This window comes from Natronococcus sp. CG52 (genome assembly GCF_023913515.1).
Classification (GTDB): Archaea; Halobacteriota; Halobacteria; order Halobacteriales; family Natrialbaceae; genus Natronococcus; species Natronococcus zhouii.
The window spans coordinates 2,618,027-2,631,933 of record NZ_CP099391.1 but is presented as its reverse complement, the minus strand read 5'-3'; the positions used below and the strand labels follow the sequence as shown (position 1 = coordinate 2,631,933).

Genomic DNA, 13,907 nt, shown 5'->3' with positions numbered 1-13,907 from the left:
ATGGACGGAACCCTCGATCACACGATGCTTCGCGTCGGAGACCTGGAGGAATCGCTCGACTGGTACCAGACCCACCTCGAGTACGAGGAGAAGGATCGCCACGAGGGCGACGGCTTCACCATCGTCTACCTCGGTCCCGAGGAGATGCACGAGGAGGGCGCGATGCTCGAGCTCACCCACAACGAGGGCGAGGACGACCTCGAGGTCGGCGACGCCTGGGGGCACGTTGCGGTGCGAGTGCCCGAGGGCGAACTCGAGGAGCGCTACCAGCAGCTGATGGACGAGGGCGTCGAGGACTACCGCGACCCCGAGTCCTGCGGCGGCCGCTACGCGTTCGTCAAGGACCCCGACGGCCACGAGATCGAGATCGTCAAGCGCGATCCTGATCAGGGCGCACTGTGGTCGCTCGACCACACCATGATCCGCGTCGAGGACGCCGACGAGGCGCTCGGCTTCTGGACCCGGAAGTTCGAGTACGACGAGGTTAGCCGCTGGGAGTCCGACTCCTTCGCGAACTACTTCGTCGAACCCGCGGACGCCGCCGACGAGGCCATGTCGGTCGAACTCACCTACAACTACGACGGCCGCAGCTACGAGATGGGCGACGCCTGGGGTCACGTCTGCGTTCGAATGGACGACCTCGAGGAGGACTGGGACCAGCTCATGGAGCGCGAGGCCGACGACTACCGCGATCCCGAGAGCAACGACAACATGTACGCGTTCACGCGCGACCAGGACGGCCACGAGATCGAGTTGCTCGAGCGCGACCTCGAGGCGGACTCGCTGTTCCCGTTCTGAGCCGGGCAGCGGTTCGGTTTTTTCCTACGAGAGACGGAACGAGGCGGTGAGAAGCGACGCGCCGATCAGCACGGTGAGCACCGGGTCCCCGGGAGTAGAGACCACCCTCAGTCGAACGAGGTTTCACTCACGGCTGCGATCAGGCGGCCGTCACGACTCGAGTGACGCAAGCACCGCGGAGCGGCTCGCATGCCAGCCGGTGATGACCGCGACTGCCGTGCCGACGACGAGCGCGACGGCGAGTCCGAGGACGTACACTTCGTGGGTCGTCCGGACGAGCCGTTCGAACCCGATGACGGCCGTCGAGAGGTGGTTCAGCCCGTATGCGAGCGCGGGCGTCACGGCGAGCCCGAGTGCCCCGCCGAGGAGGCCGATGAGCGCGCCCTGGACGCCGATGATGCCGGCGAGCAGGCCGCGGGAGAGTCCGAGCGCGCGCAGCGCCGCGAGCGTCTCGCGTTGCTGGTAGGCGACCAGCACGAACAGGTTCGCCGTCAGCGCGACGCCGCCGACGATTGCGAGCCCGACGAGTGCCATCCCGCTGGCGACCACGAGCAGCTGATCGGTGAGCATCGACGCAAACTGATCGTCACTGGTGCGGATATCGTAGGCCGGATAGTCGGCCTGCAGCTCGTCCGCGACGGCCTCGCGGTCGGCGTCGTCTGCGAGGTTGACCGTGATGAACGACGCCCGGCTCGAGCCGGCGGTTCCGGTTGTCGACTGCAAGTCCTCGATCTGGACCGTCACCGTCTCCGTCCCGAGGTACTCCGAATAGTACGAACCGACGCCGACGACGGTGTAGGGCTCCGCGTGGTGAGGACTCGCCCCGATGTAGACGGTATCGCCGACACCGACGTCGTGCTGGTCGGCGACGGCTGGATCGAGGACGACGACGTTCGACGGGACGTCTTCGGACTCGAGATCCTCGTCCGCGTACGCGGTGCCGTCGAATCCCCCGCCCGCCTCGAACTCGAAGTGGGTGTGGGTGCCCTGGATGCCGACGGCGGTGACCGGCTCGGTGGCTTCGGGGTCCGGGCCGACGTAGACGTCGTGCATCGCGATCGTCGAGACGTCGCCGACGTCGTCGCGCTCGCGGACGTCGGCTGCGACGGCTTGCGCATCGACGACCTCGTTCTCGGCCCCGGCTGACGCGTCCCCGCCGGGGCCCCCGGTGATCCAGATATCACGGCCGGACTCGTCGAACTTTTCCTGGCCCGTTTCGATCACGCCGATCCCGAGACCCGCGAGCAGCGTGACGGAGAGCACGGCCAGCACGACGCCGAACACTGCAAGCGCGGTCCGTCCGGGCGAGTGCCGAAGCTGTGCGAGCGCGAGGCCGACGACGGCACGGGCTCGCGTGACTGCTCCTCGAGAATTCATCGACTCACCTCCGCGAGGATGTCCGTTCGAGCCGCGAGCGCGAGCGGGTACGGCAGCGCCACCAGCGTCGACAGCAGCGCGACCCCGAACGCGTACGGAACGAACAGCGGGTGGACGGTCGCGACCGCCTCGGGGGCGACGGTCGCCGTCGCAGCGGCGTTGGTCGCCGCGATCCCGGCGACACCGAGAACCAGACCCAGCAGCGCCCCGAGTCCCGCCGTCGTCAGCGTCGTCACCGCGACGACGACCAGTCGGCTTCCGGTCGGAAAGCCGACCGCAGCGAGCGTCGCGAGCGTCTGCCGGTCCGCCTCGACCGCCAGGCCGGCAGTAGTTGCGACCAGCAGCGAACAGATGCTGAGCGCGACTACCAACGCGAGCGCGCTCGTCGCGAGCGCGAGTCGGTCACCGAACAGCGCGCGGATATCAGCGGTCCCGTCCGTCTCCGCCGCCGCGTTCGGGTACGCGGCGGCGGCCCCCGCCTGGGCGGCGTCGTCCTCGCCCCAGACGAGCACCCGGTCGGCGAGCCCGCCCTCGTCAGCGCCGGTGAGCGATTGCAGTTCGCTCAAATGGACGAGCGCAACCGGGGACTCGGTCTCGCCGCGTTCGGCGTCTTCGACGGCGGTGACGGTGTACTGTGTCTCGAGATCGCCGGCCTCGCTCTCGAGCGTGAGCGAGTCGTCCGCGTCGGCCTCGAGCGAGTCGGCGGCGGCCGTCGAGAGAACGATCTCGCCCGTCGGTGAGCCGTCGTAGGTGCCGTCAGCGTGGTGCGGATCGCCGGGCTCGAGCGCGTCGGTCGGCAGGCCGGCGACCGACGTCGACTCCGATCCGGGAACGATTCCGACGACGAGAATATACTCACTGCGGTCACTGTCGGGATTCGCGACTCGGAGCGGTTCGGCGAGCACCGGCGTGGCGTGGGTGACCCCGTCGCGCTCGGCGATCGTCGCGGCCCGGTCGTGACTCTCACCCAGTCGGGACCCCTCGACGCCGGTGACCGAGGAGTGGATGTCGCCGTCACCGGGGACGACTCGGAGATCGGCGTCGTGATCGACGGGGTCGTCGGCGAGCGCGAGCGCGATACCCGTGACCAGCAGGAGGTTCGCGACTGTTAGCGCGACGATGCAGATCGTGGCGAGCGTCTGTCCCTTCGCGGACGTCTTCGCCCGCGTGCGGACGCTGGCCAGCGCAACCGTGAGGAGGCCGCGCCACCGGGTAAACCGATTTCCGAAAGTACTATCGTCCGTTTTCGGATCGCGCGTTGTCATGGCACCCTCATCTCTGGCGTGAACTGAACGGGCCACTGCGTTCGCTGATCAATACGAGAGGTGTCACGACGCGCTACGAGCCGTCTCCGTCGCGTTCGTTACGTGCTCGACGTCGAACTCCGCGTCGAACTCTCGAGCGAGAACCGCAACCCCCTCCCTCGAGGCGGACGCTTCGCAGCACAGTCGCGTCGGCGATCTCGTGTTCGACCGGGTTTGGGCGTCTCTCCGCCCACGACTGATGGCTGATCATACGATCGTGGCACAACGAACGCTCAGCTATGCTATTGTAACTGATCAGTTACCCTCAGTTGGCCGCCCATACAGAGGGGAGCTACAGCACCACTCCTCATCCGTCAAAATAGTATTATGATCCGGTTCGGGCGATAGGCGATTCGGTATCGGTGCCCCACCTCGAGAGCGATCCGTACGCAGTAAGCCCCGTCTATGTCCGTTGAAGCAGTCACAACAGAACGGACGTGGTTACTAAAGGAGCGTGAGCGCGAGGGTCCGACCGCTGTTCCGCGCCAGCGAGCGCGCGGTGCTGACTATAGTACCAACTGAAACGATTTACACACCGATCACACGACAGCCGTGCGATCGGGTGTGCACTGACTATCAGCGGCTACTATAGAGTGGTCGGACCCAGCACGATCGGTGCGTGGATCTTTGTCTCTCGGTGGGGAAGTTCACCCTCGGACAGTTCCAGGGGACAGCCAATGGACACCAGCCGATTCAGGAGCCCCCTGACACGCGTTCGGGATGCACTCCGGGCGGCGTTCGCCGAGGATCACCCGCCCCGGTTTATCGCGGGCAGCTTTGCGCTCGGGATCTTCGTCACCACGCTCCCAACCCTCGGAGCTGGTCTTCCGGTGCTTGCGTGGGCCGGACACCGGTTCGAGTGGGCCAACAAATCCGCGTTCGTCGCCGCAATCGCGGTCCTGAACCCGGTGGTGAAAGGCGGCGTCTACGTGGCAAGCTTTCTCATCGGGACGCACTTGCTCGGCCCGATTCCGGGGATCAGTCACCACGATATCGCGATCGATGCCGGCGCCGACGTGCTCGTGCGGCTGCTCGTCGGGAACGTGCTCCTGGCGATCGGCTTTACGGTCGTCGGCTACGTCGTCGCCTCCCGGACCGCGCACGCGGTTCGTCGGCACAGGTCGTGACGTTTGCCTCTTCGCCGGCGACACGCTCCGTATTTATCGATAGATTACCCGTGTTATCTGATTTCGTCGCATTACCCGTCCCCACGTTCACGAATACACTCGTGAATCGCGTCGGGCAGCGGCGTCGCCTCGAACGTCTCGTCGACGAAGACGAACGACACCTCGCCGTCGGCGACGCACTCCTCGCTCGTGGCTCGCGTGATCGCGAACGCGATCGTCAACGAGGTCGTCCCGCTGGCGACGACCCGCGTCTCGATGACGGCCTCATCGCCGGCGCGAAGTGGCGAGTAAAACGATGCTGATGCCTCGACGGCGGGGAGAACGTAGCCGTCTCTCCGGTACGTCTCCATCGGGTGTTCGTCGTCGGTAGCGAGCCTGAAGTAGTCGTTCAGTCCGATGATTACGAAGTGAAAGAATCGCGGATAGTAGATCAGTCCTCCCGCGTCGGTATCGCCCCAGTCGACGGTAATTTCAGTCGTGTGCGGCATGGCTAGTTACGATCGGATCGTGCCCGCTCGTTCAGCGGACGCGTCGACGGTGGTGACGACGCGAGCGATCCGGACGTCGTGGGGCGTCCGAGGCGTTCGGGTTTCCGGAACCCGCCCGACGAGCTCCTCGAGGACAATTCGTCGGCGTCTACGGCCGAACGATCGACGCCTTTGCGTGTGGCGACCCCGACCGCCGCGAACGCGTCCCGTCCTCTCGGGGTGTATTCCGTAAGCAGTTACACCTGTTCTGACGCCGAAGCTCCGAGTCATAGTATACCGTGGTACCGTTGAACAACGGGAAGTATAGATGCATCGAACGGATGCCTGCTGGTGTGCGGTGACCGCTGCTGGAGGGTCGGCACGCTCGTCACGCTGGTCGGATACTATAGTAGCCGCTGAAAGTCAGTGCACACCCGATCGCACGACAGGAGCGCGGTTCGGAGCGAGCGAAGCGAGCGAGAACCGCGGACAGTGCGACCGATGTGGAAACCGTTTCAGTTGGCACTATAGCCGACGAGTCATACCAATAGTTAACAATCCGAGTCGCGAACCGCCGATTCGGATGAACGACTACGAAAACCTGACCGTCGAGGTCGATAACGGCATTGCGACGGTAACACTCGATAGCGCTGCCGGGCGGAACGCGCTCACCCTCGAGATGGCCGACGAGCTGGTGTCGGTGGCGACGACGATGGGGGACGATCCGGCCGTCCGGTGCATCGTGTTGACGCACGCCGGCGAGTTCTTCGGTGCTGGTGCCGATCTCTCCCAGTTTGCGGGCGACGAATCGGACGCACCCCTGCTCCGAGAGCTGGCCGGCCGGGCCCACGAAGCGATCGTCCACTTTCACCGGACGGAGACGCCGGTACTCGGCGGTATCAACGGTATCGCTGCCGGCATCGGGTTCAGTCTCGCGCTCATGCCGGACCTGGTCGTGCTCGGCGAGGACGCGACCCTGAAGTTCGCGTATCCCGGGATCGGACTGACCGGTGACGGCGGGTCGACGTTCTTCCTGCCGCGACTCGTCGGCCTTCGAACCGCGAAGGAGATCGTGCTCCGAGACGAGCCGATCACCCCAGAGCAGGCCGTCGCGATGGGACTCGCGAACGAAGTCGCACCCGCGGACGAGTTCGACGATCGACTCGGCGAGGTCGCCGCCGACCTCGCGGCCGGTCCGACCCGCGCGCTCGGTACTGCGGCCCGTCTGTTGACCGACAGCTACGAGCGGAGCCTCGAGTCACAATTGGCCGCCGAGGCGGATGCCATCGCGGAAGCGACGCGGACGGAAGACTACGAACGAGGGCTCGAGGCGTTCTTCGGCGACGGCGACCCCGATTTCGTCGGTCGATAGTGGCTGTTGAGTCGGATCGAGACCCGAGTCTCCGGGTTGTACGTCGGTTCCCGCAGGTGGTATCACTACACTTATACGCGCCTCTGCGAACGTAGTGGACGACCCCATCAATGCGCTGGCGGTACCGAACGACAGTTCTCTTGCTCTGTCTGCTCGCGTTCTTCGTGACCTACTTTGCCCGAATGGCGATTAGCCCGGTTATTCCGTTCATTGCCGACGACTTCGACGTCTCGAACACGCAGATCGGACTCGCCCTCTCGGGGATGTGGCTCGCGTACGGCCTCTCACAGTTCCCGAGCGGCGTTCTCGGCGACCGGTACGGAGAGAAGCCGATCATTCTCGTTGCCGTCGGCGGAACGGCGATTGCGAGCCTGTTGCTGGCGTTCGCACCGGCGTTCCCCGTGTTCGTTCTCTTCGCCATCCTTCTTGGATCGGTCGCCGGGCTCCACTACGCCGTCGCGACGACGCTGCTGTCGCGAACGTACGACGAACTCGGACGCGCGGTGGGTATCCACTCGATCGGCGGCCCGCTCGCGGGACTGGTCGCACCCGTCGCGGCAGCCTGGGTCGGCACCCGGTTCGGCTGGCGGCCGGCGGTCGCGCTCACCCTCATCGTCGGGATCCCCGTCTTCGCACTGTTCGCCTGGCGGGTGCGCCCGACGGAGCCGCGACGGCCCAGTCAGCCGATGCGCGAGCGGTTCGAACTCGCCGCGCTCCGCGAACTCGTCTCGCGGCCGGCGGTCGCCTTTACGCTCGCGATCGCCATGCTCGGAACGTTCATCGTCCAGGGGTTGCTCACGTTTCTCCCGACGTTTCTGATCGACTACCACCGCTACTCGGCGACGCTCGCCGGCGCAGCCTTTTCGGCGTTTTTCGTCGTGCGAACCGTCGGCCAGTTCCTGCTCGGCGAACTCTCCGACCGATACGGACGGGATCTCGCGATCGGCGCGGCGATGGTCGCGGGAGCGATCGGACTCTTCGGAATGGTCGTTGGACCGGGCCTCGTCACGGTCGGTGTCGCCGTGCTGTCGGCTGGCCTGGGCTCGAGCTTCTTTGCGGCGCTCGACCCGCGCTTTCTCGATCAGTTCGGTGACACTGAACGAGGTGCCGGCTTCGGGCTCGTTCGAACGGTCTATACCGTCGTCGGCTCCGCCGGCTCGGTTGGGGTCGGCCTGCTCGCTGACCTGTTCGGTTGGGGAACGGCGTTTCTCATCCTCGCCGGTCTGTTCTTGCTTCCGTTCCTCGCGCTCGTCGCGAACTGGACGTTCGAGCTCGGATACTGATGTCACTGGACACGGCGGTCGCCCAACGTAATCGAGTCAACGAGGTGCCGTTGCAGAACGGCCCGGCAATTCGTATCGCGTCTGGTGATCCACGAATCTCGACCGACGTTCCCGTCCCAGGGTCACAGTGATGAGCTCGTGGGAGTACTGAGACTGGCTGTCAGATAGTCGCGTGTTTGGCGTCCCGTGTGGAACCGCTGAACGATCTCTGACCGGTGATCCGGACAGGCCATGACGACGATCGCCCCGTCTCGGATCGGTATCATAGGGTGAGCTGAACTGTTCGGTGCGAGGCGACAGCCGGGACAACAGATCCCACCGGCGGGGTGGTGATCCAGGAGATCAGCTGTCTCTTTGGTTGTCAACCCGCAGATCGAGGTGAACTGCTCGAGATGGTCGTCACAACCGATCGCGGGAATCGTGAGTTGATCCAGTAGGAGAAATGAAATAGCCTGCTGGCCCGCAGATTGGTGGGCAGACTGACACTCCTCACAGTGGATGGCCGAGCGGCCTTCAGTGATGTCCGACTGTGAGTGCTGGAGCTCTGCTGGTGGCATTCAGCTCTACTATCTGGCCGCCAAACGGGTAAGTGATGGGTTGTTTTCACTCACGTGGTTTCGAGCACTCCGTCCGGAGATCGTAAGAGGGCGATCAGGCGGGCTGTCCGACCGATCGGACGTGCTGGGGAACGTCCGGACGGAACTCATTCACGGTGCGTAGTGCTACTCCGCGGCTTCCCCCGCGAGTGGAGCCGCCACGAAGTCACGCCACGGTGACTCGAGCACGGTCGTCCAGAGGCCGGCTCCAGCCTGCAAGTGCGATCGATTTACCCGGCCGACCGGAAGTGAGCGTCGAGTCGCTCGGCCCACGCTCTGTTCGCGTCGCGCGTCCGACCGGCGATATGGGGAGTGTGGACCACGTTGTGACGATCGAGTAACGGGTCCTCGAGCGGAAGTGGTTCCTCGTCCCAGACGTCGGCCGCGAGCGCGATTTCGTCGTCGAGTACGCGTGCTCGAACCGCATCCATATCGATCACGCCGGCCCGAGTGATCAGGACGACGACGCACCCCTTCGGCAGCGCGCGGACGTGTTCAGCAGTGACCAGCCCCTCGGTTGCATCCGTCAGTGGCACTGCCGGTACGAACACTTCCGCATCTTCGACGAGCGCGTCGAGCGACCGAACCCGTCGCGCCCCCGAGCGATGGAAGCACGGTTCGTCGGCGTACGGATCGTACGCCGCGACGTTCGCGCCGAGGAAGTCGACGATGCTCGCGTAGGTGCTCCCGATGTTACCGACGCCAGCGATGCGCACCCGGGACCCCGACACGGTCCCGTTCGTAAACGCCGGATCGTCGGCGAATTGGTGGCCACGAGCGCCGGGGACCTCGTTAGCTAGTTGCTCGAGGTCCCAGGGGTCGTGATCGTCGACCATTCGCGCGTGCTTCTGGGGGATTTTCCGTAGCGCGTCTATCGTGAGACCGACTCCGAACTCCGCAACGGACTGCGCCCAGAACCCCTCGTCGGTGTGGTCGTGAACCGCGACGCCCCGCTCCGCCAGCGCGGCGTGGACCTCCGCGTCGACCTCGTACATCGAGGTCGTCATCACGAACGCCGCCTCCAGGTTCCGGAGCTGATCGATGCAGTCCTCGGTAATGGGGACGCCAAGCGAGACGAGTTCGGTGAGATCGGCGGGGTCATCGAGAACGCCAGCAAGGGTTTCCGGCGTCTCAGCCGTGCGAACGAATTCGACCGGTCCCCGCTCGCGCCACAGTTCGTGGAGGTCGTCGGCCGCGAACGGCCAGACGTCTTCGAACAGCGGGCCGACGACGATGGCCCGAGTCACCGCGCCTCACCTCCCGCGGCCTCTTCGAAGAGAAAGCGCATGTTCTCCAGAACCTGCGGCGGCATCCGCTCGCCGAACGATGCGTACGGCGGCACTTCAGCGGTAATCCAGCCGTCGTAATCCACGGCACTGAACGCGTCGACGACGTGCGTCCAGTCGACGTCGCCCTGTGGCGGGTACGTCGGCCGATGGGCGTCCCGGAGCCAGTCTTTGACGTGGAGCTTCGCGATTCGCTCGTCCAGGGTTCGCAGCCACCGGCTCGGCAGCCCCGAGCGGAACGCATTGCCGATGTCGAAGTACGCCTCGACGGGGCCGGCCTGGTCGACATCTTCGAGAAACGCGAGGAACTCCTCCGGCGAGGGAAGAAAGTTGTTCTGGACGTTCTCGATCGCGACGGTGACGCCGCGTCCGTCCGCATAGCGTGCGAGTTCTCGGACGGACTCGACGGCTCGCCGATACGCCTCCTCGTAGCGCGTCCCGGCGTCGATGGCGGCCGGAACGATCAGGACCGCACTCGCGTCGAGCGCGACTGCGGCGTCGATCATGTCGCGACCGATCCGGAGGCCCGTCTCCCGCAATTCGTCGTTTCCGCTCGACAGCGGATACTCCCAGTGGCTGATCGTCGAGAGAGCCGGGACGGCGAGATCGAACCGTTCGACCGTCTCGCGGAGCTCTCGCCGACCGCTGTCGGTCGTCAGCGGCCCGTCCTTTTCGACGTTCGGTTCGATGCCGTCGTAGCCGGCGTCGGCGACGATCGCACAGGTCTGTTCGATGTTCTCGCTTGGAAATCCGCACTGGTTGAGTCCGTATTGCATTGTTAGTCAGTTCGCTCGGCCACTCTCGTTGTCTCGGTGACGATTCTGGTCGCCTCGATATCCTCGAGTGTCGCGCCGCGCCCGCCGATTCCGTACTCCGTCCCGTCAGATTCGACGACGAGCGTCGCCTGGCCTGCAAGGTGTGTGAGAGTCAGTGATCCGTCGTCTCTGGTGGGTGTTCCGGCGGAGATGATGTCGACGATACGGCCCGAAAGCGTGACGTCGTCACCGCTTCGGACGTCGAAGCCGCGAACCGTTACCGGAATCTCGACGCCGTCAGTAACGAGCGGTGCAACATCACAGATACACTCCCGGACGTTGACGTACTCGCGTTTGCTCCCGTTCGTACTGTCGGCGTAGACGAGCTCCCAGGTCACCCAGAGTGCGCTCTGGAAATACCAGTGAAAGACGTACGTCAGGGTTAGATCGTCGACAAGGATGCCGTAGCGGTCGTTCACGCGGGTTTGCGACGAAAAACACGTCCACCGACGGTCGATCAGGGCGGTGAACGGGGCGGGGAGATGGCGGTGGCGGACCTCCGTTGCGATGTCGGCAAACTCCATCTCTTCGACGAGGTGTTCGTCGCCTGGCCCCGTCGTAACACACAGTTTGACGAAGACGTCGCGATCGATCGCATCCCGAAGCACGGGCCGAATCTCCTCGATCTGCCCGGGTGATGCGGCGAGTTGAATTTGGTTATCCGCAGCACCCGCGACCTCGCGGAACTGATCGAGTACCGACTCGAAGCGCTTGACGATCGTGATCTTGTGGTCGTCGAGTCCGGGCTGTTCCCATCGATCCTCGATCTCGTCTGCGGTCTGGAGCAATCGCTCGGCGCGCTGCTGGAGCTCCGTCAGAACATCGGAGGGATCGCGCGCCCTCGCGTGTAGCGAGTCCTGCTCGTAGGTTTCGACGTAACCCTCTTCTTCGAGATCCCGGAGGACATCGTACACGCGCGACTTCGGAATCGCCGTGTCTTCGGCGATCCGTACCGCAGGCGCCTTCCCTCGTTCGAGAAGTGCGAGATAGGCGTCGGCCTCGTACTGCGTCAAGCCGGCGTCCATCAATCCGGCGCGAAGGGTTGTCCGATCCATGATTAGGACGAACTCGTCGTGGTCCGTATACGTTTGTCATCGCTGTCCCCGGGGAGACGCCAAAGCGGTCGTCGCTGTCTCGAACAGCGGCTCACTCCCGCCACGATCGTTTCAATTCGTCTGGCGTATTTGTTCTTCACTGGAGTGAAAAATGGATACAAAACTTTTAAATATTTCTATTTCATGTGGTTGATACACAATGTCACGTAGAACGTCCGAAACTACCCGTCGTACCGTTCTCCGGTCGGTCGGAGCGACGGCGCTTCTCACCGGTGCCGCCGGCTGTATGGGCGGCGGCGGCGACGACGCCGGTAACCGATTCTGGTCGACACAGGTCGAAGAGGACCGTCAGCAGGTCATCAACGGACTCCTCGACCGGTTCGAAGAGGAACACGAGGGCGACCTGGAACTGATTGCGGTCGAAGAGGACGACGTTCCGTCGCAGATTTCCTCTTCGCAAGCGTCCGATCGGCTCCCGTCGATCGCCGAAGTGCCGCTCGATCCGATGCAGACGCTCGGTGAGGAAGACTTGCTCTCGTCAGACGCGGCCGAAGACGTCATCGACCGTCTCGGTGAAGACGAATTCTTCGAGGGCGCGTTGAACCTCACTGCGGCACCCGACGGAGATCACTACGCCGTTCCGATGCACGGGTGGGTACAGGGCTTCTGGTACCGCCAGGATCGTTTCGACGAGCTCGGGCTCGACGATCCGACCGACTGGGACAGTCTCCTCGAGGCTGCGGAGGCACTCCACGATCCGGATAACGACGAGTACGGCATCGTCGTCGGATCCGACGAAACCGCGTACGCACGGCAGTGTTTCACGCCGTTTGCCCGATCGAACGGTGCGCGGGTGTTCGACGCAAACGGTGAGATCGTGTTCGACAGCGACGAGATGGTCGAGGCGCTGGAATTCTACGGCTCGCTCTCGGAGTACAGCCCGCCGGGCAACAACATCTGGGAGGACGCGAATAACACGTTCATGAACCACCAGAGCCACCTTATCGAGTACTCGTCGTACGTCATGGGAGATATCGGCGACAGCGACAGCATCGACGCCGACAACGTCGGGTTCAGCTCTTTCCTGGAGAACGAACGTGAAAGTTCCTTCGGGGCGCTCATCACGCTCAACTTGCTGAATACTGCGAGCGACGAGGACCGCGACGTCGCCACAGACTTCGCCGAGTTCCTCATGACCGACGACGAGTACATCGAGTGGCTCCACATGGCGCCAGGCGGAATGAACCCCGTGCTACGCGAGACCTCTCAGAGCGAGGCGTACCGGGAGAACGACGTCCTTCAGGAATGGGACGAGGAGACGATCGAGAACATTTCCGGGGCGTTCGAGACCATGGAACGGTTCGGCTACGTCGACGGGCAGATGTTCCCCGAATTCAGCGAGATCACGAGTCGGTTCCTCGTCGCCGAAGCAGTTCGCCGCGTTTCCAACGGCGACGATCCCGAAACCGTCGCCGAAGAGCAGGCCGAAAAGATGCGCGACGCGATCAACTAGCTCAGCGAGTCTGTACTCAACCATGGTTTCACTCACCCGTAGCGGCGAACGAACGCTCGAAGAGAAAGAGGCGTTACTCGGCTACGCGCTGATCGCTCCCTCGCTCCTGCTGATCGCGGCGGTTATTCTCTATCCGGTGTTGTACAACGTGTACCTGAGCTTTACCGCCGTGCCGCTCTCGCCGGCCGAATCCCCCGAATGGATCGGGCTCCAGCACTACCAGGACCTGGCCCAGAGCGGCGAGTTCTGGTCGGCGCTGCGGACGACCGTCGTGTTCACGTTTTTCAGCACGACGCTGGCCACGCTCGGCGGTCTCGGCGCAGCACTGTTGTTCAACCGTAAATTCCGCGGCCGGCGCTTCGCGCGCGGACTCGTTCTGTTGCCGTACGTCGCACCGCTGATCTCGATCGCGTTCGTCTGGCGGTTCATGCTCGATCCGCTGTACGGGATCATCCCGTACGTGGGGGCCGACGTGCTCGGACTGTACGGCGGCGACGTTGACCTGTTGAGCAACGACCGAACCGCGCTGTGGTCGGTGATCTTCGTGGACGCCTGGCGTTACTTCCCGTTCGCGTTCCTGATGCTGATCGCTCGCGTACAGGCGATTCCGAGCGACATGTACGAGGCGGCGAAGATCGACGGCGCCTCGCGGTTCGCCCAGTTCAAGGATATTACCCTCGCTGAACTCAAGTACATCCTCGCGACAGTGTTTCTGCTGCGCTGGATCTGGAACTTCAACAAGTTCGCCGATATCTGGCTGCTCACTCGACAGGTCGACACCCTGCCGATATACGCGTACAAGGTCGCGTTCGCGAACTACCAACACGGACAGGCGGCGGCGGTCTCGATGGTGCTGTTTCTGGCACTGATCGGCTTCGTCCTCGTGTACGTCGCCTGGATACTGGACTGGTGAT

General features: G+C 64.1%; 12 protein-coding genes. 6 read left to right on the top strand and 6 right to left on the bottom strand.

The window, feature by feature from the left end; all coding sequences use genetic code 11:
* Positions 1-798, top strand: a complete 798-nt coding sequence (locus NED97_RS13250) for a VOC family protein (RefSeq protein ID WP_252487498.1) — start codon at positions 1-3, stop codon at positions 796-798.
* Between the two features lie 150 nt (positions 799-948).
* On the opposite strand, the gene NED97_RS13245 is transcribed toward NED97_RS13250, so the two are convergent.
* Positions 949-2,175, bottom strand: a complete 1,227-nt coding sequence (locus NED97_RS13245) for an ABC transporter permease (protein ID WP_252487497.1) — start codon at positions 2,173-2,175, stop codon at positions 949-951.
* Complete coding sequence (locus NED97_RS13240) at positions 2,172-3,440, bottom strand: FtsX-like permease family protein (protein ID WP_252487496.1); 1,269 nt, start codon at positions 3,438-3,440, stop codon at positions 2,172-2,174. Before NED97_RS13240 ends, NED97_RS13245 begins: the two co-directional genes overlap by 4 nt.
* Positions 3,441-4,156: 716 nt before the next feature.
* Here NED97_RS13240 and NED97_RS13235 point away from each other — a divergent pair.
* Positions 4,157-4,606 (top strand): DUF2062 domain-containing protein, encoded by a 450-nt coding sequence (locus tag NED97_RS13235; protein WP_252487495.1) that lies wholly within the window; start codon positions 4,157-4,159, stop codon positions 4,604-4,606.
* A gap of 71 nt (positions 4,607-4,677) precedes the next feature.
* On the opposite strand, the gene NED97_RS13230 is transcribed toward NED97_RS13235, so the two are convergent.
* Positions 4,678-5,094: an acyl-CoA thioesterase gene (locus tag NED97_RS13230; protein ID WP_252487494.1), complete on the bottom strand. Its 417-nt coding sequence runs from the start codon at positions 5,092-5,094 to the stop codon at positions 4,678-4,680.
* A 562-nt stretch (positions 5,095-5,656) separates the two neighbouring features.
* Between NED97_RS13230 and NED97_RS13225 the strand changes: the two genes are divergently transcribed.
* Both NED97_RS13225 and NED97_RS13220 read left to right on the top strand, forming a co-directional pair.
* A complete protein-coding gene (locus NED97_RS13225) occupies positions 5,657-6,445 on the top strand; it encodes an enoyl-CoA hydratase/isomerase family protein (protein WP_252487493.1) in 789 nt (262 codons plus the stop codon).
* Positions 6,446-6,555: 110 nt separating this feature from the next.
* Positions 6,556-7,728 carry an MFS transporter gene (locus NED97_RS13220; RefSeq protein ID WP_252487492.1) on the top strand — a complete coding sequence of 391 codons (1,173 nt, stop codon included), beginning with the start codon at positions 6,556-6,558 and terminating at the stop codon, positions 7,726-7,728.
* An 826-nt stretch (positions 7,729-8,554) separates the two neighbouring features.
* Here NED97_RS13220 and NED97_RS13215 read toward each other — a convergent pair.
* Genes NED97_RS13215 through NED97_RS13205 form a run of 3 tightly spaced genes read right to left on the bottom strand, consistent with a single transcriptional unit; the run spans position 8,555 to position 11,480 of the window.
* The gene (locus NED97_RS13215; protein WP_252487491.1) at positions 8,555-9,571 is read right to left on the bottom strand and encodes an NAD(P)-dependent oxidoreductase; all 1,017 of its coding nucleotides are present in this window, start codon (positions 9,569-9,571) and stop codon (positions 8,555-8,557) included.
* Complete coding sequence (locus tag NED97_RS13210) at positions 9,568-10,386, bottom strand: sugar phosphate isomerase/epimerase family protein (RefSeq protein WP_252487490.1); 819 nt, start codon at positions 10,384-10,386, stop codon at positions 9,568-9,570. Before NED97_RS13210 ends, NED97_RS13215 begins: the two co-directional genes overlap by 4 nt.
* A 2-nt stretch (positions 10,387-10,388) precedes the next feature.
* Positions 10,389-11,480, bottom strand: a complete 1,092-nt coding sequence (locus NED97_RS13205) for a TrmB family transcriptional regulator (RefSeq protein ID WP_252487489.1) — start codon at positions 11,478-11,480, stop codon at positions 10,389-10,391.
* A gap of 199 nt (positions 11,481-11,679) precedes the next feature.
* On the opposite strand from NED97_RS13205, the gene NED97_RS13200 reads away from it, so the two are divergent.
* Both NED97_RS13200 and NED97_RS13195 read left to right on the top strand, forming a co-directional pair.
* On the top strand, positions 11,680-12,993 hold the full coding sequence (locus tag NED97_RS13200) for an ABC transporter substrate-binding protein (protein WP_252487488.1): 1,314 nt from the start codon (positions 11,680-11,682) through the stop codon (positions 12,991-12,993).
* A 22-nt stretch (positions 12,994-13,015) separates the two neighbouring features.
* Positions 13,016-13,906 (top strand): carbohydrate ABC transporter permease, encoded by an 891-nt coding sequence (locus tag NED97_RS13195; protein WP_252487487.1) that lies wholly within the window; start codon positions 13,016-13,018, stop codon positions 13,904-13,906.
* Position 13,907 lies beyond the last annotated feature (1 nt).